The organism is Roseovarius sp. THAF9 (assembly GCF_009363715.1).
GTDB lineage: Bacteria > Pseudomonadota > Alphaproteobacteria > Rhodobacterales > Rhodobacteraceae > Roseovarius.
Genome location: NZ_CP045406.1, coordinates 59,013 through 78,105 on the forward strand (window position 1 = coordinate 59,013; position 19,093 = coordinate 78,105).

General features: G+C 55.7%; 15 protein-coding genes. 9 read left to right on the forward strand and 6 right to left on the reverse strand.

What is annotated here, in order from left to right:
* The first annotated feature begins 238 nt into the window (after positions 1-238).
* The 5 genes from FIU86_RS21190 to FIU86_RS21210 all read left to right on the forward strand — a co-directional run bounded on the left by FIU86_RS21190 (position 239) and on the right by FIU86_RS21210 (position 8,224).
* On the forward strand, positions 239-901 hold the full coding sequence (locus FIU86_RS21190; RefSeq protein WP_152477430.1) for a DUF6088 family protein: 663 nt from the start codon (positions 239-241) through the stop codon (positions 899-901).
* On the forward strand, positions 898-1,941 hold the full coding sequence (locus FIU86_RS21195; protein ID WP_152477363.1) for a nucleotidyl transferase AbiEii/AbiGii toxin family protein: 1,044 nt from the start codon (positions 898-900) through the stop codon (positions 1,939-1,941). Before FIU86_RS21190 ends, FIU86_RS21195 begins: the two co-directional genes overlap by 4 nt.
* A 118-nt stretch (positions 1,942-2,059) precedes the next feature.
* A complete protein-coding gene (locus FIU86_RS21200) occupies positions 2,060-3,550 on the forward strand; it encodes an LA2681 family HEPN domain-containing protein (protein WP_152477364.1) in 1,491 nt (496 codons plus the stop codon).
* Positions 3,551-3,781: 231 nt separating this feature from the next.
* Positions 3,782-7,081: a DEAD/DEAH box helicase gene (locus FIU86_RS21205; protein ID WP_172977603.1), complete on the forward strand. Its 3,300-nt coding sequence runs from the start codon at positions 3,782-3,784 to the stop codon at positions 7,079-7,081.
* 12 nt (positions 7,082-7,093) lie between these two features.
* Positions 7,094-8,224: a DUF2235 domain-containing protein gene (locus FIU86_RS21210; RefSeq protein ID WP_057795715.1), complete on the forward strand. Its 1,131-nt coding sequence runs from the start codon at positions 7,094-7,096 to the stop codon at positions 8,222-8,224.
* Positions 8,225-8,311: 87 nt separating this feature from the next.
* Here the strand turns inward: FIU86_RS21210 and FIU86_RS21215 are convergent, their stop codons facing one another.
* Together FIU86_RS21215 and FIU86_RS21220 are read right to left on the reverse strand one after the other, a co-directional pair.
* Positions 8,312-9,259: an HNH endonuclease gene (locus tag FIU86_RS21215; protein ID WP_152477366.1), complete on the reverse strand. Its 948-nt coding sequence runs from the start codon at positions 9,257-9,259 to the stop codon at positions 8,312-8,314.
* A complete protein-coding gene (locus FIU86_RS21220; RefSeq protein ID WP_152477367.1) occupies positions 9,256-11,499 on the reverse strand; it encodes an AAA family ATPase in 2,244 nt (747 codons plus the stop codon). The genes FIU86_RS21215 and FIU86_RS21220 overlap by 4 nt, the downstream gene beginning before the upstream one ends.
* A 189-nt stretch (positions 11,500-11,688) precedes the next feature.
* Here FIU86_RS21220 and FIU86_RS21230 point away from each other — a divergent pair.
* A protein-coding gene (locus tag FIU86_RS21230; RefSeq protein WP_152477368.1) for an IS3 family transposase occupies positions 11,689-12,818 on the forward strand; the annotation gives its coding sequence in 2 pieces (ribosomal slippage) (positions 11,689-11,923 and positions 11,923-12,818; 1,131 coding nt in all).
* 169 nt (positions 12,819-12,987) lie between these two features.
* On the opposite strand, the gene FIU86_RS21235 is transcribed toward FIU86_RS21230, so the two are convergent.
* On the reverse strand, positions 12,988-13,926 hold the full coding sequence (locus FIU86_RS21235) for a tyrosine-type recombinase/integrase (protein WP_152477369.1): 939 nt from the start codon (positions 13,924-13,926) through the stop codon (positions 12,988-12,990).
* Between the two features lie 340 nt (positions 13,927-14,266).
* Here FIU86_RS21235 and FIU86_RS21240 point away from each other — a divergent pair, with 340 nt between their 5' ends.
* Positions 14,267-14,698, forward strand: coding sequence for a hypothetical protein (locus FIU86_RS21240; RefSeq protein ID WP_152477370.1), 432 nt, complete (start codon positions 14,267-14,269; stop codon positions 14,696-14,698).
* A gap of 337 nt (positions 14,699-15,035) precedes the next feature.
* Here FIU86_RS21240 and FIU86_RS21245 read toward each other — a convergent pair whose 3' ends face one another.
* The gene (locus tag FIU86_RS21245) at positions 15,036-15,356 is read right to left on the reverse strand and encodes an H-NS family nucleoid-associated regulatory protein (RefSeq protein WP_172977604.1); all 321 of its coding nucleotides are present in this window, start codon (positions 15,354-15,356) and stop codon (positions 15,036-15,038) included.
* Positions 15,357-15,562: 206 nt separating this feature from the next.
* Positions 15,563-15,874 carry a hypothetical protein gene (locus FIU86_RS21250; protein ID WP_152477372.1) on the reverse strand — a complete coding sequence of 104 codons (312 nt, stop codon included), beginning with the start codon at positions 15,872-15,874 and terminating at the stop codon, positions 15,563-15,565.
* Positions 15,875-16,278: 404 nt separating this feature from the next.
* Here FIU86_RS21250 and FIU86_RS21255 point away from each other — a divergent pair, with 404 nt between their 5' ends.
* Both FIU86_RS21255 and FIU86_RS23070 read left to right on the forward strand, forming a co-directional pair.
* Positions 16,279-17,289, forward strand: coding sequence for a GSU2403 family nucleotidyltransferase fold protein (locus tag FIU86_RS21255; protein ID WP_172977605.1), 1,011 nt, complete (start codon positions 16,279-16,281; stop codon positions 17,287-17,289).
* A gap of 60 nt (positions 17,290-17,349) precedes the next feature.
* Positions 17,350-17,478 carry a hypothetical protein gene (locus FIU86_RS23070; RefSeq protein ID WP_302848773.1) on the forward strand — a complete coding sequence of 43 codons (129 nt, stop codon included), beginning with the start codon at positions 17,350-17,352 and terminating at the stop codon, positions 17,476-17,478.
* A 196-nt stretch (positions 17,479-17,674) separates the two neighbouring features.
* On the opposite strand, the gene FIU86_RS21260 is transcribed toward FIU86_RS23070, so the two are convergent.
* Positions 17,675-19,026 (reverse strand): IS3 family transposase gene (locus FIU86_RS21260; protein WP_152477374.1). Its coding sequence is split into 2 segments (ribosomal slippage): positions 17,675-18,690 and positions 18,690-19,026, totalling 1,353 coding nucleotides; the frame shifts between segments, so codons are not numbered across the junction.
* Between the last annotated feature and the right edge of the window lie 67 nt (positions 19,027-19,093).

Below are 19,093 nucleotides of genomic sequence, written 5' to 3' on the forward strand. Positions count from 1 at the left end.
CCAAAATGTGACTGGTTTCGGGTTCAATCGCAGTGTGGCAATGTGGTTCAACTATAAGGCGATTCTCGGTTCGCGATAGCCTCATTATTTATTGTCCCCTCTTCCAATCTCGGCGTCGTCTGAACCTCACTTCGTCGAAAGCCAATTTTGAAGAGTGAGTTCACGGTCTGCATGTCCGAAATATGTAGCAAACTTCGGACTCGCTTGTGTCCGAAATATGCGGTAATCTTCGGACATGATGGATGCTAGATCACATGCTGCTTTGCCGACTCAGATCCTCGATCGGATCAGTGCCGAACCTGCCAAGGTTTGGACGCCAGGAGATTTTGCGGATGCCGGTTCGCGCGAGGCCGTCGACAAGGCCCTCCAACGGCTTGCCAAGTCCGGCGAACTCCGTCGTATCGAACGCGGCCTCTACGACAAGCCGCGACTCAACAAGCTGACCGGGAAACCATCGGCACCGGACTATCGCGCTGTCATAGAAGCTGTCGCACGGCGGGACAAGGCGCGCTTTGTCGTAGACGGAATGACCGCGGCCAACACTCTCGGCCTGACAAATGCCGTTCCAGCCAAGATTGAAGTCCTGGTCGATGCCCGCCTGAAACCCATCGAACTGGGCAACCATAAGATCGTCTTCAAGCATGCTGCGCCCAGCCGACTCTACTGGGCGGGACGTCCTGGTATGTATCTTGTTCAGGCACTGCACTGGGTCCACGATGCCATGCAGGGAGAGACCGAGCGCTCGAAGATCGATCGGATCATTCGAAAGCTCCTGACCGATAGTAATGAGGGGCCAAAACTCACCGAGGACCTTCGCATCGGGCTCTCGGCCATGCCGATCTGGATGCAGGACATCCTGCGCAAACCGATCATGTCGGCAGGTGCGGAGAGAAACACATGACGACAGAGGCGTTCTTGGAGGTCATCCGCGCGGAGCCCGCTGACCGCGCTGACCTCTTCCTCACGACGGCCCGGCGGCTCGGTGCCCCCCTGATCAACATCGAGAAGGACTTCTGGGTGTGCTGGACACTCAACACCCTCTACCATCGGCTGGAGAAGGGCGGCCCGCGTCTACTCTTCAAAGGCGGCACCTCGCTTTCAAAGGCCTATGGTCTGATCAACCGGTTCTCGGAGGACATTGATGTCACCGTCTTCAGGGATGACCTCGGTCACCCTGGGAGCACTGCTGAGATCGCGGCGCTTTCTAACAAGAAGCGGAAGGCTGCTCTTGACGCGATTGCCGCGGATTGCAGCCAATATATCACCACAGAGCTTTTGGTGGCCGTCTCCGAAATTCTGGCGACCGACACGGGTGGGGCGGGTCGCGTCGAGATCGACGATTGCGATCCAACTTCTCAGACCTTGCTGGTCTGGTATCCGCGGGTGGATGCATCTGAGACCGGATATGTGCAGGCCGCGGTCAAGATCGAGTCAGGCGCGAAATCCGCCCTCGATCCGAATCGTCCTGTCACCATTGCGCCCTACATCGATGCTGATCTCGACGCACTGGATCTCAGGGTACCGGATGTCACGACGATCCACGCCGAGCGAACTTTCTGGGACAAGATCGTGATTGTTCACGGTCTTCGCAGCTGGTTCGAGCGGCGCGGTGAGCTTCGTCAGGACGGTCAGCGGATTTCGCGGCACTACTACGACCTGCACTCGCTCTTGACCTCGGATGTTGGCGCCTCGGCTGTCGCGGATTTGCCGCTCGGTATGGACTGTATCGAGCACGCCCGAACCTTCTTCAACAGACCGGACTACAATCTTACTGCCGCGGTACCTGGAACATTCGCTCTTCGACCGATCGGCGACATGATCGATCGCTTGGCCAGGGACTATGACAACACGCAAGCGATGATCTTTGGTGATGCCCCCGATTTCGGGGAGATCCTGTCGTCGATCAGAGAGATCGAGGATACTCTCAACAGAAGCGCGTGACGGGGATACGGCAGCATTCGCTGAGCTGTCGCAACAATCCTGCCTTCTTTCACAAGTTCCACGCAGTCAATGATTGGGCACGTCGACCGAAGCCGACAGAATATAGGGACTGCGGTGTATGCAAGATGAAATGAACATTGAACTCGACGAACTCGCGCTCCGAATTGATGACGCGGCGTTAGAGGGACGATCAGAAGAGCTTCGACGTCTCGACGCCATTTGCAAGAAGAAGCTGGCAGCTTCAACAGACTTGGACGCATTGCTCCATTACTTTCGAGCCAATATCTACGCGGCTTTACAAGATGCGGAGGAGCCGCGGAGTTGGGCCTGGCGGCAACCAAACAGGGAAAGGCAAATCCTGTACCTCCGACGCGCACGGACCGCACGGACCTTTGCTCAGATATCGCTGACGCGACGGGCCCAGATCGGGACGAACCTGGCAAACAACATGAACACCTTCGGTCGGCCGGTCGAGGCACTCAGGATCTATGAAACCGTTCTGAGAGAGAGCCCCAACTTCGCCATGGCGATCGCCAATCGAGGTCTTGCACGTCTGACGCTGGCGCGCATGATCTACGATGACGGTCATCGAGCCGTTCTCGCTGCACATGCTTGGCAGGACTTCGAACGCGTCCTGAACGGGGATGTAGAGTGGGACGGTGATTACCCTGAAATGCGTGCGGCTGTCTCAGAGCAGGCCGCACAAGTTCGAGACGCAGTCGATGTGGACGCAGTACTTGCTGAAACCGATATGCACGCTTGGCAAGTTGGACAGGGAGAAGAGCGCATCTATCGAGAGCGTATGCTAGAGATGGGCCTCTTCCTCAACCCTTTGGTTGTGATTGGTCCATATCCCATCGCGGCGTTAGATCCGCTTCACTTGCCGTCGCACACCTACGGACTCGAAGAGCCGCCGCATTATCTAAGTTGGTATAACCAGCTAAAGCAGGAGTTTGTAGCCGCGCGTTTACTATTCCACGAAGCGGTGGAGGGTCCGCCATTCGAGGATCGCGGAAGGCACTTTGCCGATGACGGCACCCATTTAATTTATACGTTGGATTACCCGGAGTTCTCCATAGGTGCAGAAAAACTGCGGTTGTCCTTTAGAACAGCTTATGGGCTGCTAGATAAGATAGCGGGATTCTTGAACACATTTTTCAAGTTGGGGAGGCGACCGAACCAAGTCGACCTCAGAGGCATATGGTATACGGACCCAAGGAGAAGAGATGCCCTCGCGGTTCCATTTCATGATCGTCCCAACCTTGCGCTGCGCGGTCTTTATTGGCTCTCCTTCGACATCCTGGGATCAAGAGGCTCACACGATGACTCGATCGAACCGACTGCTGCCCATCTAAGCAGCCTTCGAAATTTGCTCGAACACCGTTGTCTTGTTTTATGCAGTGAATTCGCCTTGCACGACGACAGCCCAATTGATCGGGAGGAGCTGACCGTGTTCCAACGTCACACCGTTCGAATGCTACAGTTGGCGCACGAAGCCCTTATTCTCTTGTCGTTGGCGATGTACGAAGAGGAACGGCGTCGAGATCGGGGAAGCGATGCAGTATCGGTCCCCCTCTATCTTCCAAAGTACGATACTCGACGACATTAATCCCATTCCGATTCAGAAACATGGCATTTTTTCAATGAGACCTTTTGTGATGCATTAGAAATGCAATTGGTTTGCATAGGCTATCTACCCGACAGGACTGACGGCCCGAGCCACCGTAGGCGACAGCTCAAACTCAGATCTGAAAGCAGCGCCTGTCCTTCGTACACCAACCGTTGCCATTGCTACTTGTTGTGGCAAAGTCAGCATTTTCACACTATTTGTTGGGATCATATGGTTGACCTTTTTGCCCAGAGCATCCTTTTCGCGGTTCCGGAACTCATTGGGGTTCACGGACGCATAGGTGGCGCTCTTGTAAAGCAGGTTGCGATGCCGCCTCGCCAGCGGAAGCTCTTTTTGAGCGAGTTGCGCCAACGACAGTTGAAAGGCGTGCTTGGTGAGGCTGATGACGGTTATCGAATTGCTTTTGTCGACCGACGTACCAACGCATCGATTGAAGCCGATGAGGTCTTCATCATCGAAGATGCCTCATCGGTCGACGCCTGCATCTCGAGCCTTTCGAGAGGAACTGCCGATAGACTAACACCAAAACCTCTCAACCCTACGCGGTGCGAACCGGAACTCCTCGCTAAAACAACCAAGGCAGTCCAAGCCGCTTGGGACGGCAAATTCGAGTTGCGCGAAGAGAAGCTCGCGTCTGACGCGGTAATGTCCGCCGGCCTTCGTCTTCCTCAAGTAGGTGCTGTTCATGCATCGCTCGCTCATTGGAGTGTATCGGATAATCCCGGTACAATTGTCATGCCGACAGGGACCGGAAAGACAGAGACCATGATCGCATTGGCCACAGCGGTTGTGGCCCCGCGTTTGCTGATCGTCGTACCCAACGACGCCCTCCGAACTCAGATTTCCGAAAAGTTCATGAGTCTCGGAATCCTCCCGGCCTGTGGATGCTTGCCGGAGTTTGTTGCGAGACCAGTCGTCGCTACTCTCACCAGAAGGCCAAAGTCAGTCGAAGAGGTCGACCAAGTCTTTCATGCAGCCAACGTAGTTGTGACTACGATGAACGTGGCCGGACAGGCAGCAAGCGCTGTTCAGCAAAGAATGGCCGAGCTCGCGAGCCACCTCTTCGTGGATGAAGCTCATCACATCGGCGCCAAGACCTGGCGACGTTTCAGGTCCTACTTTTCAAAGACAAAAGTGCTGCAGTTCACTGCTACTCCCTTTCGGCGGGACAAGGTGCGAGTGGATGGCCGCCACATTTATGTCTACCCGCTATGGAAGGCTCAGGAGGAAGGCTACTTCAAGCGCATCAAGTACCTCCCAGTCAGCGGCGCTGACGACATCGATACTGACGAGCAGATCGTCGACTTGGTCGGTCAAGTGCTGGAAGAAGACAGACAGAATGGTTTTGATCACCTAGTGATGGCTCGTTGCGCTCGGCAGGCTCGAGCAGAAGAGTTGATACACCTGTATCGAGCCAAGTACCCGCAGCATGAGCCCATGGTGTTACACAGCGGACTTTCTGATTCAGAGAGAAGGGACGCGATCGAACGATTACGGACCCGACAGTCGAGGATCGTACTGTGTGTAAACATGCTAGGTGAAGGCTTCGATCTACCGGACCTTAAGATCGCCGCGCTTCATGATAAACACAGGTCTGAAGCTGTGACGCTCCAGTTCATTGGTCGCTTCACGCGCGCGCGCAGTGACCTCGGTGACGCGACCGTCATTGCGAACGTGGCGCTAGGTGACATCAACGAACCGCTGAAAGCGCTTTATGCGGAGGATGCTGACTGGAACCGTCTGATTAGCAACATCGGCCAGTCAAGGACGGAGCGCGAAGTTCGCCGAGAGGCTGTTTTTGAGGGGTTCACGGCTGCGCCAGAGCGGTTTCCGCTCGAAACGCTTAGTCCTCGCATGAGCACCGTAATCTACAAGACTAGCGGGGTTGTCTGGCAGCCAGAACTGATCGAGGAAGTGTTCCCTCCGACCTCTATCGTGGAGGGCCCGCACATCAACCCGCACGAAAACCTAGCAATCTTCGTCAAGAGAGATCAGGATCAGCCGAAGTGGACAACTTCGCGTGCCGTCCATAACACCGAATACAATCTCTACATGGTTCATTGGGATGGAGAGCGAGACCTGCTCTTTATCCACTCTTCGCGTCTCAAAGACATGCATGAGCCGCTGGCCAAGAAGCTTTGCGGCGATGGTGTCTCAAGGATTGGTGGGGAAGAAGTCTACAGGTGCTTGAACGGTGTTCGCAGGCTCTGTCTCAATACGCTCGGATTGAGTGAGACCCAACGGCGTCCCGTGAGGTACTCGCAATTCATGGGTACCGATATCACTGAGCATATCGATACGCTTCCGGGCAACCGGAACAGGTCGAAAACCAATTTGTTCGGGCAAGGCTACACCGACCAAGGCAAAGTCACTATCGGGTGCTCCCGCAAAGGCAAGTTCTGGTCCTACGATGCCACCAACAACTTTGGAGAGTGGATCGATTGGTGCCACGATCTTGGGCGAAAGGTGCTCGATGACAGCATCCCGACGGACGCGTTTCTGAAAAATCTGATCCGCCCGGTACGACAAAAGAGAATGCCAAGCCTTACGCCGGTCGCCATCGTGTGGCCAGAACGAATACTCGATCAGGATGAGGAACGGGTCGAACTAACGGTGAATGGCAGACGGCACCCAATCTTAAACTGCGACATTGGAGTTGGTCGCTTTTCTGATGAAGGGCCCGTCCGTATCTTGATTTCTATTGATGATAGTTCCTGTGAGTTCGAGATGACAATCGAGGATGGATTTGCCGTCTATCGCCAAGTTGATACCGTTCCGATCTCAGTTTCATTGGGTCGAAGAAGCTTGACAATCCAGGAGTGGTTCAAGGAAGACCCACCACACATCTACTACGGAAATGGCGACATGCTCGTGGATTCCGAGTTGTTCAAGTTGCCTGATCGCGAAAGCATTGAGCCGTTTGACCCTGGGAAAATGATCGAACGAGATTGGGGCGGCGTCGACATTCGCGTGGAGTCACAGGGCAAGCTGAAGATCGAGAATTCCATCCAACGCTCGATGATAGATGAGTTGATCTCATCTGGGCGGTTCGACGTCGTATTTGATGACGACGGAACCGGTGAAGCTGCGGATATCGTGTGCATAAAGGAAGACGGTGATACTATTTTCGTGCATCTCTTCCACTGCAAGTATTCGAGCGAAGACACGCCGGGATCCCGGATCGATGATCTCTACGAAGTGTGCGGTCAATCCCAGAAATCGCTTCGTTGGCGAGAGAACCCTAGGGTCTTCTTTCAACATCTCCGCAAGCGCGAGGGTGATCGGCTCCGAAAGGGTGGGAATTCCCGATACGAACTCGGTGATGCGTCTATCGTCAACAACTGGCTTGGCCGCTGGTCGGAGCTGACCTACCGTTTCGAGGTGAGCGCCGTGCAACCGGGCTATTCAAAGAAGCTCGCCAAGAAGGATCACATGGAGCTTCTCGCTGCAACCTCGAGCTTGCTAATGGAGACGTGGAGCATTCCGTTTGAGCTTATCTGCTCAGAGTAGTGGGGATATTGAATGGCAAAGAACATTGTGATCCTCTTCGACGGGACCTCCAATGAGATTTCAGCCGACAGAACAAATGTCCTTCGGTTGTACGGGACACTCAAGAAATCGGAGGATCAAATCGTCTGGTATGATCCAGGCGTAGGCACGATTGGTCTTGCCTGGCTCGGAATCTGGCGAAAGTTCATGGAGATTTTCGGTTTGGCGACGGGCTATGGTCTCGATAAGAACGTCAAGGAAGCCTATCGGTTTCTGGTTGAGAACTATCAGCGGGATGAAGACGGCAACCGCGACAGGATCTTCATCTTTGGGTTTTCGAGAGGAGCCTACTCCGCGCGGGTCCTCGCAGGTTTCATCCACGCCTTTGGCCTTATGGAGAATCGGAACCTCAATCTACTCGACTACGTCTATCGCGCTTACAAGCGGATCGGGGAGGGCGGCAGGGAAAACGCATTTGCCGAAATGCGTTTGTTCGAGCGGGCCCTCCGAGCGGACAGACCGCCAATCAGAATGCTTGGTCTCTTCGATACAGTCGCGTCGGTCATAGAGACCGGTAGGTTCGGGCTTCGACTGAGAAGCAATGCCCACACCTCGACCAATTCATCGGTTCAATCGATCCGCCATGCGGTTGCGATTGACGAACGCCGAACGATGTTCGAACCGATGCTCTGGCCTGAAACACAAGACTACAGTGCGAACCGCTTCGACGCTTCGAAGTCCGAACCACAGGACGCGAAGGAAGTTTGGTTTCGGGGCGTTCATGGTGACATAGGAGGCGGTTACCCTGAAGCCTCGTCGGCGCTTGCGAAGGTCCCGCTTGCCTGGATGATCACCGAAGCGAAGGAAACGGAGCTTCAATTCGTGACACGGACTGTCAACGATCTGGTGCTGGGCCGTGCGGAGAAGTACGTCGCTCCGAACGCCCATGCGAAGCATCATGACTCAATGACCCTTGGCTGGAGCTTTGTGGAGTTTCTACCACGCAGGCTTCGTTCCCATTCGAAGCGCCTTAGACTTTTCGGCCTGAGCGTTCCACTCAAAGAAAGGCGATGGATTCCACCAGGTGCAAAGATCCACCGATCAGTCGAGCAGGCGCAGCATCGCCCTCCGAATTTGCCGGACACGTTTGACTTCGTCGACTGAACCGACAGGCGGCGGTGCACCCTTAGTGAAAAACTGCAGTGTGGCCAGATAGCCGTTCACATGACTTCGCGAACGACAGATGGGCTGCTATGCCGCTTCGAGACGGTTTTGAAAATCGCGCATCCATGCCTTAGCCATCGCCGAGTACGGCTGGTCTTCAGCGCACATGCCGACAAGCTCCGCCAGTGTACGGTCGCCGAATGCGTCCACCTGTTGACCAGCGCGAACGACCTCCGGGTCCGCCTTCTGTTTCAGGTTTTCCGCCAGCTGTTTGAGGTCTATCGCCAGATCGGCCAGAAACTCGAGCCGCCGCAGAAGCCGGGTCCGCGCTTGCACCAGCCTAAGCCGGTTCAGTCCGTAGACATGTACTGACGTAGCGCCCTTCAGGCTTAACCCGTCGTCGCCCGAAAAATCCGGATCCCCGGCGAGATGTTTTGCGAGAACGAAGGAAACCGGGTGCTCTCTATCAAAGAAGTACGTCAGGTGCCGCTCAGGTTCGTCCTCGCACGGATTGAGCAATAGCGGCTTCTCCGCGGCGATTGGATCGGTGCGGCTCCTGGCGCGTACACCGGTTGGCGCTATTGGAAAGCTGTCCTTCTTCCCAGATCCGACAGTGACGGCGGCAGAGAAGCCGACGGTGTCCTCGAGTAGCCGAACTTGCGACGTCTCGCCCTTAGGTGTGATCTGATTCCGCTTCCTATTGCAATCGATGCAGCTGGGTAGAAGATTGTCCCAGTCCGCCGCAAGCCACCAATAGCCACGGTGCCCGGTTTCTCCGGCAACCGCACCTTTTGGACGGAAATGCTCGACATCGAGTGGCTGCGTACTGGCGTAGAACGTTTCGCAATAGGCGCACTTGCCGTGGAAAATCCGTTCAAGCGCGTCTTTCACCGACTTCAGTTTGTAACGCTGGAACGAAAAACTATCCGGATTGGGAGGGTTGCTTTCGAAGTGCTGGATGGCTTTCTCAAGTTCCGCCGCCCCTTTCTCATTGAGGTCCTCCGGAATTGCCTCACTGCGTTCGACCCGTCTCATCCCACGCTCCTGAGCGCGTTGAGGATAGATCGTCGGGTTTGCTCCCTGAGACCACGTAGCTTTTCGTCGCTTGCTTGCCGACGTTCGCGCAGGAAATCGGCTATTGCCTGCTGCACAAGCCTGTGCACTTCGGTGTGGCCGATAGGCAGGTCGGCCGAGAGCTCCGCCAAGTAATCCCGAAGCTCGGGGTCTTCTGCAGGGTTTGCTCCTTGCGCCAAGCGGTCCTCCATCCGCGCTGCTCGCCGCTCCGCCTCAAGGCTCTCGGTCGATCGCATCTGAAAGAAGTCCGCTGTGAGAAGCTGCTCTACTGTCCAGTTGTCGTTGTCGGGCAGATCGACGAGGCTGTGGGTGAAGACTGGCAGACTTGTGCTTGCCTGATCGCCCGAGATCCTCTCGAGGACCATTACTTCACCCTTCTTCATGCCGCGCAGACACAAAGGATCGTGCGACGTAGCGATAAAGGTCACCCCCGGCAGCGCTTTTCGCAACCCGGTCATGATCGACATTTTCCAGCGCGGGTGCAAATGTGCCTCCACCTCGTCGATAAGCACAAGCGCCGTGGCATTCTCGAGCGAGGTGAAACCATGATTGACACGCTTGTCCATAAGGCCCTGCATGATGTCGCAAAGCATGGCCAAGACCGCGCGAAAGCCGGAGGATACAAGTTCAATCGGGGTGCGAAGCAATGGGCCGTCCGTGGTATTTTCGGGACTGACCACCACGTAGATCCTGTCACCGTCGCGTTCCAGGACTTCAAACGAGCCCTCGATGTTAAAGACCTCACGTAGGGCGCGTACCACCATGTTGAATTCGGGCCTATCCAGCTTCAAGAGCCAGCGTTCCGGATTCGGCAGCAGTTCATCGGGATGAAACAGCGATCTCACATGTATGTGGGCAACAAATCTGCGGTCGCCCTTCAAGTATTGGCGATAGGCGCCATAAGCGAAGACGGGAAGTACAGCCTCACCAATTTGGGAGAACTGACCGAGCCCGTCGCGCGATAGCGTGACAGAGATGGCGGTGTCATCGCCGAACCTGGCCTGTAGCTTGGCTTCCACAGGAGCCAACTGATCGGGTGCACCGAGGAAGCGCGGGTCAAGCACCATCTTCGCGGGCTCTAGGCGCAACTTCGCCCGCGCGGTCTCAGGCATCACCGCGAGCGCGATCGCCTCCAATATCGTGCTTTTTCCGGTAGCGTTCTCACCCAGGATCAAAAGGGCCGGGGCTGGCTTGCCGGGCTCCGGTACATCCAGATCAAGTTCGATTGCCTCAAGGGACTTGAAGTTCCGAACTGAGAACGATGTGAGCACAGTGCGTCCCTGCGATGGCCTGGCGCTCGCGGCGTCGGGCAAGTCCTCAATGATACGCGCATCGACTTCTTTGATTGCGGCGCGGAGCCGATTTGCCCCATCGTCCATCCGCGCCAACCGGGCGATCTGACGGCTCCGATCTCTCGGGCCCGTTCGGCCAAGGGCTTCAAAGAGGACCTCACGCAAGAAAAGCTCGCATGCGCCCTCGTGGCCAAGATCAACGCGCGGGGGCTTTAACGGATCGCGCAAGATCTCGCTTTCTGTCCGGCTAACCGCTTCTTCAATCGCACGCCGCCGACTCTCCCACAATTCTTCTCTGTTGAGATTGAAATGCTGGACGGTCTCTCGGCCGCGTCGACTGGTGCCAACAACCTCTCCAGTGGACCGAAAGTACAGGCTACGCCAGAACTGCTCGTTCCAACATGGGTCCAAAAACTCTGCAGATTCCTCGAGAGGGAAGTCCGGCCACCGCCCATCGTTGCGATCGGCGAAGCGTTCGAGAAGCGCGACGTCGGGTAGCCGCGCGCGTCGACCTTTCACCGGGAAGTAGGAAGGATCGCTTGGCATGCAGCCCCGGCAAATCGGATATAGGTTCTGCCAAGCCTCCGCGAGCCAAACGTAGTAGAGATGCGATACGCTGTAGTCTTCCACCGGCTCGGCATTACCGTCGGGTCGGAAGCGGTAGACAATAGGATCTTTTGTCGGGCTTTCGCAGAAGGCGCATCTTCCCGTGAAAAGCTCCGACAGTGCTTTGCGCACCTCTTCACTCTTGCTGGGAGCTTCCTCGTCCAGAAAGACGGTCCCGCGCGACTGAGCAAGCTTCTGAGTGTCTCGAGAGAACAACTCCAGCAAAGTGCGACGCCCCTCCTGCGCCGATGGACGCGAGAATGCTGCCGGCGGGGCAATAGTCTCGCGGCTTACAAATCGCATTGTGTCACCCTTTAAGTTGCGTCGTCTCTTTTGTTCTTTTTATCATTATCTACGAATATCCACGATATCACATTGGTTAAGTGACTTCGGTTTCTCCCTTAGCGTATCGGCTGATCACATAAGGGTTGGACCTGTCACGGTTTGATGCCGCTCCTTTGATAGCATTTACTGCAACAAAGGAGACGAACTATGGGCACAGGAAGAACGGATGAATTCCGCAAGGATGCAGTGCGAATTGCGCTGACCAGCGGGCTAACAAGGCGTCAGGTTGCCGACGATTTGGGCGTTGGGCTTTCGACCTTGAACAAATGGGTGACGGCACACCGCGACACAGATGTTGTCTCGCCCGAGGACCGCGAGCTTGCGCGGGAGAACGAACGGCTTCGGCGTGAGAACCGCATCCTCAAGGAGGAGAGGGACATCCTAAAAAAAGCCACCCAGTTCTTCGCGAGCCAAAAGCCATGAGGTTTCGGTTCGTCGAAGAACATCGTGGGGCCTTCCCGATCGACCGGTTGTGTCAAGTTCTAAACGTCAGCACTCGCGGGTTGCGGGCTTTCCGCAGCCGTCCGGCCAGCCGCAGGCAGCGCATGGATATGGTCGTTTTAGCGCACATCAAGGAGCAGTCGCGGCTGAGCCTGGGCAGCTATGGCCGCCCACGAATGACCGAGGAACTGAAGGAGGTTGGCGTCGATGTGGGGCACCGCCGGGTTGGGCGTTTGATGCGTGCGAACGGGATTACCGTTGAGAGAACACGCAAGTTCAAGGCAACAACCGACAGCGATCACACGTTCAACATCGCCCCGAACCTGCTGAATCGCGACTTCAGTGCGGCCGGGCCGAACCAGAAATGGGCAGGCGACATCAGCTACATCTGGACCCGCGAGGGCTGGCTGTATCTGTCAGTCATCTTGGACCTGCATTCCCGCCGCGTGATAGGCTGGGCTGTCAGCAACCGTATGAAGCGTGATCTGGCGATCCGGGCCTTGAAGATGGCCATTGCCTTCAGGTCGCCGCCCAAGGGCTGCATCTTCCACAGTGATCGCGGCAGCCAATACTGTTCGCATGACTACCAGAAGATCCTGCGCCAGCATGGCTTCAGGGCCTCCATGAGCGGTAAAGGTAATTGTTATGACAACGCGGCCGTTGAGACATTCTTCAAAACCATCAAGGCCGAGATGATCTGGCGGCGGTCATGGGCAACAAGGCGGCAAGCTGAGATGGCAATCTTCGAATACATCAATGGCTTCTACAATCCGCGGCGGCGGCACTCCGCACTGGGCTGGAAAAGCCCGGTCGCCTTCGAACGGAAAGTGGCCTAAACGAGCACTTGGGGCGGCACAAATACGCGACAGGTCCAGGTTGCTTCAATCTCTCTGTCCGCTCTACCAACCGCCAGCTGTGCCAGCATATTGCAAACGCAGCGAATATCGGGTCTGGCGGGCGGCACCGCAGCGCAGACTTGATTGGGCGAGTGTCCCGATTGGTCCGTCAAACCGAAAGCACATCCAGAATGTTTACCCGCTCCAACGCTCGTCGCAGCGCGTGGTTTGATAGCCTCACATAGATCTCGGTGGTCCTGAGGCTGGCATGTCCGAGCAAGGCCTGGACCATCCGGATGTCGATACCTTCTTCGATCAGCAGTGTTGCGGCCGAGTGCCGGAACCGGTGCGGGGTCAGGTGTGGTTCGATCCCGAGGCGCCTAGACATGGCCCGCAGCCGTTTTCGGAACGTGGCCGAGCGCAGCCGACGACCTTCCGTGTTCAGGAACAGGGGTGCTGCGACGGAGCCCTCCTTGCGACGTACCTCGGAATGTCGCCTGAAGTCCTCCCGCAGTTCGCGATTTGGTACAAAGACGATGCGCTCCCTGCTTCCCTTGCCATTCACGAGGATTTGGCCTCCGTCATGCGAGACGTCGCGAACCTTAACATTGGTCAGCTCGCTGATCCGCAGCCCGGTCACGATGAGCAGCTTGATGATCAGGATCGTGACATCGTTTTGTGAGGTTGGCATAGCGTCGTCTGCGCCCGACTTTGACCGCACAGCGAATGTGTCTTTACCCTCTTTGAGAACCGCTCTGAGGGTGTCTCGGTCGATGGGACGCGGCAGGCGACGCGGGATCCTCACAGAGATGCGGACATCTGCGAACGGGGAGGGCAGGGCGCTGTTTCGATCTTCGCGCCAGGCAAAGTAGGACTTGAGCGTCACGAGCCGCCGCTCGATGGTCGCGGGCTTGGCGCCCAACTCATCACGCAGATGCCGGTGGTAGGCGAGGATGTCGTCCTTCGACAGCGGGTCGCTGAGACGGTGGGCCTCAGCGAAACGGGCGAAAGTTCGCAGATCCTGGGCATAGGCCCGCAAGGTGTGATGTCCGACGCCGCGCTCATCGCGGCAGGCGTTGACGAAGGCATTGTGATCGAAACGGGGCATGCTGAACTCCATTGTTGGGGTTCAGCCAGTTCAGCACGGGCCGTTCAGTGCTCTGAAATCGCCCGACCAAACGGTAACGATAATGGCTCTGCTTATCAGTCCCCGCAGCTATCCCCAGAAATTCGGAACAGGTCGGAAAGCTCCAGACGCTGACCCAAATTGAATGGAAAGTTAACGACAGCAGTCGAACCCTCTGGAATTCGAACACCTTCCTAGAGGAACTATTTAAAACCTATTAAGAAAAATCGCGTTTAATAGTTTGTTAACCAGAAAACGATTGATCGGTTTAATTGCGCAGCCTAAATACTTTATATCAATTTAGTTATAGGAGATAATTGATATGAAGATTAAAATTAACGAAAATAACCGTCAAAAGATTGAAGCCAGTATTGGGCGAGTAATGGGCAAAGCCAAACGTTTTGTACACACGTCGAGTGACCTGAAAGAGCTCGTCGAGGAGGCGGAAGCCGATCTCGCGAAGTTTGGCTTGGCAAAATCCAATAGACCTGGCGCCTGTCTTACTGCCCGTATGCGAGGACCTGCCAAGAGCTACAAGTATGATGCTGTTGCTTCGATTGTCGTGATTAAACGTGGGCCTTCCGGCTGGTTCTTGGTGAACGTCGTGCGTGATGACGTCTCTCCAGCGCAAGGCCGTCTTTACGATCTCGTCCTTGAGGAAGAGCATGTTCGTGCCGCTGTTCCCACCTGGAAACGCTGCTACGGCATTCAAATCAATTGGCAAGGAAATGAGGGGCAGGCCGGCACGGTCTGATTCCTGGAAGTGGGTCAATAGGTCCCAGCCGGAACGAGATACACCGGCAGAACAAAAAAGCCTCCATCCAATAGGTGAATTCGACGCGTTACTTTAGAAACTCTTGGTGTCGGAACGCCAGGCATCGATTGAATCACGCCTCTTGTGGATCGGACTTCCCTCACGTCCAATTTGGTTGGGGCAGCCTATGCCAGGAAGTTGCCTGTCCGGGAATATTCGAACACCGATCTGCGGCGTCACATGCGCCGCAGGTCAATTCTCAAACCGGCAGGCCGGAGAGGCATTGGATCGCGCACATCCCCATTCGGGACTGAAAGTCGCCAATTCAGACAGTCTCCTAGCTTTTGATTTCTAGGTCTTCCAGTTTGCCACCTTTCTTCAAGTATTCGGTAATCCAGTGCGGTTTTGGGCCGGGGCCATAGGTCCATTTCTCTTTCGGATTCTCAGGGTTTTGGTGCGTGGGCTGCTTTTTTGATTTTCGGGGTTCCGCACCAAACAATTCCGATGCATTGAAGCCCAACTCCCGAGCGCGTTCCTCAAGTTCCGCCTTTGCCCGTTGGCGTGCTTCTTCTTCTTTTTCCCGAATTAACCTTTCCACATAGACTTTGATGTCTTTGAGCTCTGCTAATTCGAGGCTCTCCAATTGATGTTTAATCACCACGTATCTCCAATTTTCTTCTATTCTGTATAATTATGAGAAAATATTATTTTGGAAATTAATATATTTTCCGAAATGGGAAGATTTGCGGCAGGTGGATCGGATGTGACACTACAATGTTAAACGGGCGCGCGTTGATCACCCCGCGCACCCGTTCACTTATGAGTCTGCTGCCCTTGATGTCGTTGTCGACTTGAACCTGAACTTCAGGCGATTTCCAACCAATCTGAGAAGTGGTCCTCGATCACCGAGTACTTGCCATGCTTTTCGAGCCAGGCGATCGTCTCGTCGGACGACATCGGCGTGAGTCTGCGTCGCCCTTCCCTGATACCGTCCTCGAGTTCAACCGCATAGTGCGAAAGGGGGCCACCTACGCCGACGATGAACCAAGCGCCATTCCTGGAACGATAGAGGTCCTCTCGAAACCACGCCAAGTTATTCGGAGTCGCATAGCGAACAGAGGTAATTTCGGTGGCCTGGTCGGTATCGTAGATCTTCTTATTGAAAATGATCTTCATGTGTTATCCTTAATTATTCACAACCCACATTTAACCGATTTTGATTTAAGAAAATTTAAAGGAGCTAGCTTTCTAATAACACAGGCTGATTTCACCATTTTCGAGTAAGTGATTTCGGCATGTTCAAGATGTGCGCATCTCGAAGTACGGAAAGCGTCGGCTCCCCATTTCATGGTTTACAAGCCGACTACGGCTGGGCAGTGGGCAACATCTTCGCCGAAAGGCTTTGGCGGGCTCTGAAATGCAAGTGCGTCTACTTGCTTACCCCTGGGACAGGATCGGAGACGGTGCCGGCCATCCGAAAATGGATGACCCTTTACGACCTACGATAGTTTGAAGTCATGACTAGCATTTTTATTTTTTGTTAGGCATAATGTGCCAAGCAAAACACGAAAGTGATAGGCATGACCTCTCTCAGCAGTATCGCAATGAGTGCATATACCGACCTGGTACGTCTCTTGAGGGACGAAGCAGTCTCCGGCGTAAAAGGCAAACCGACGCTGAAACAACGCGGCGACAAGGCGTATTGGTACGCCGCGCGCCGCGTCGGACATGACACGCGTTTCTTCTATATCGGGGAAGATAACGAGGAAACGCGTGGACGCATCGACCGCATTGAAGAACTGCAAGAAACTGCAAAAGAGCGGCAGGCCGAGCGATCTCGCCTGGTCCGACTGCTTCGTGCCGAAGGCATGACGCCCACCGACCGGGCCACCGGCTCCATCCTGTCGGCCATGGCCGCTGCCGGGACCTTCCGGCTAGGCGGCACCATCGTCGGAACCAATGCATTTCGGCTCTTTGAAGGCGAGCTTGGGGTACGGCTGCCATTGGGCGGGATGGCGAACACCGGCGACATCGACATCGCACAGTTCCAAAAGCTCAGCGTCGCATTGCAGGACAAAGTTGACCCGGGGTTGGCGGAGACGTTTTCGGTGTTAAAATTCGATCCCTTGCCTGGACTTGATCCGGGGCGCACCTGGAGATGGGCGCAGGGGGGTAGTGGCCAGCTGGTCGAATTCCTTACACCGGCGTTTGGCGAGGAAACCATTCGCGCCTTACCTGCGCTTGGCGTCAACGCGCAGGCATTGAACTATCTCAATTTCCTGATCGCAGAGCCGATTCATGCAGCGGCCATCTATCGGTCAGGGATACTGGTCCAGGTGCCGCGTCCGGAGCGCTACGCAATTCACAAATTGATCATCGCGGATCGCCGGCGCGACGGGGCAGGGAGCCTTAAGGCAGTCAAGGATAGGGAACAGGCTGAGTTTCTCATAGAAACGCTCGCCGAGGATCGGCCGGACGATTTGTCACAAGCATATATCACGGCACAGGACGTCGGTCCGCGCTGGCGGGAACATATTGCAAACTCACTTGACCGCATGCCTGAAACGCGTGCCATCCTGAGCAGACTTTAACGCGGACCATCGTAGTGACGATCTACGTACGCCATTGGCGCGGCGATCATCGCGATGGTGATGATGGCGATCATCCCGATCTCATACCGCAACAACCACGGTGATATGAGATGGTCTTCCAAAGCGGTGCTGATAGACAAGCGCGAAGCCGCTCAGGGCGCGAGTTTGAAACAAACGGTCGCAACCTGATCAGAAGGCCATTACTTCTGCAACCTCTGCTGTAACCAGAGCTGACCATCACTGTTCGTAAAATGAACTGAGACCGGTTCGCGACCTAAGTTGCTCGGGACGATACGGCTTCACATCGCCGCTTGTCCGACGTCAGATGATTTGGAACACGTTGGCCTGACGGTTAGCGGAGGCTCTGGTTCTTTCATGGTTTAGGCTACGCGGCTGTCTGGCGATGAAGCAAGCGCCGCTTCTCGATTGTCTTCTGTTTGATCTCCTTTCGTCGTCTGAGGATGGTGTCTGCCCTGCCGAAGTAGACGTCGGCCGGGATCAGGTTCCCGAGGCTTTCGTGGTAGCGCTGGTGGTTGTAGTGCTCGACAAAGTCGCCGATGGACTCCTCGAGCGCGCCGGGCAGGTAGTAGTTCTCGAGCAGGATGCGGTTCTTCAGGGTCTGGTGCCAACGCTCGATCTTGCCTTGGGTCTGGGGATGGTTCGGCGCGCCGCGGACGTGATCCATACCTTTGGTATCGAGGTAGTCGGCCAGGTCGGCCGCAACGTAGGACGAGCCGTTGTCGCTGAGCAGCCGGGGCTTGTGAACGACTGTCGCATGAGCACAGCCCGAGGCCTCCAGCGCCAGATCCAGCGTGTCCGTCACATCCACGGCCTTCATTGTCGTGCAGAGCTTCCACGCGATGATGTAGCGGCTGTAATCGTCGAGGATCGTGCTGAGATAGAACCAGCCCCAACCGATGACCTTGAGATAGGTGAAGTCGGTTTGCCAGAGTTCGTTGGGCCGAGTTGTCTTGTCCCGGAACTCATCGGCGGCACGGATCACCACATGGGCCGGAGCCGTGATCAGGTCCTGGGCCTTGAGAATGCGGTATGCCGAGGACTCAGATACAAAATACCGTTTCTCATCGGTGTATTTGACCGCCAATTCCCGTGGCGTCAGATCCTCATGATCCAGCGCGAACTCAACGAAGGCGTCGCGGATCTCGTCCGGGATGCGGTTCCACACCGCCCGAGGCCGCGGGGACGTGTCACGCAAAGCGTCAACGCCGCCATCGGCCCACCGCGCATACCACTGGTAATAGGTGCTGCTGGGAATGCCGAGCATGGTCAGGGTCCGCCTGACCGGCAAATGCGAGGCTTCGACTGTCCGAATGATCTCGAGCTTCTCCGAGGCTGGGTATCTCATGCGTCGTCCTCCCCATCCCCGAACGTGCTTTTTTTGAGCAGCCTGTTCTCCAGTGTCAGCTCCGCGACCACTTCTTTCAGCGCGGCTGCCTCAGAGCGCAGTTCCTTGACCTCGGGAGCTGTCGCCTGACGGGCTGTGTCACCCGCCAGCCGGTTCTTCCCAGCCTCAAGAAACTCCTTCGACCAGCTGTAATAAAGGCTCTCAGCGATCCCTTCACGACGGCACAGGGCCGCTATGCTTTCTTCGCCCCGCATCCCGGCAAGCACGATGCGGATCTTCTCCTCCGCCGAGTAGTGCTTGCGGGTCTTACGCTTGATACCCCTAACAAGCTTGTCAGCAGCATCCTTGGATGTTCCGGATCTCTTGTTCATCTTCGCTCCATTATGGCTTCGATGAACCAGAAATCCTCCGTTCCTCAAACACCTAAATCTGTCCGGT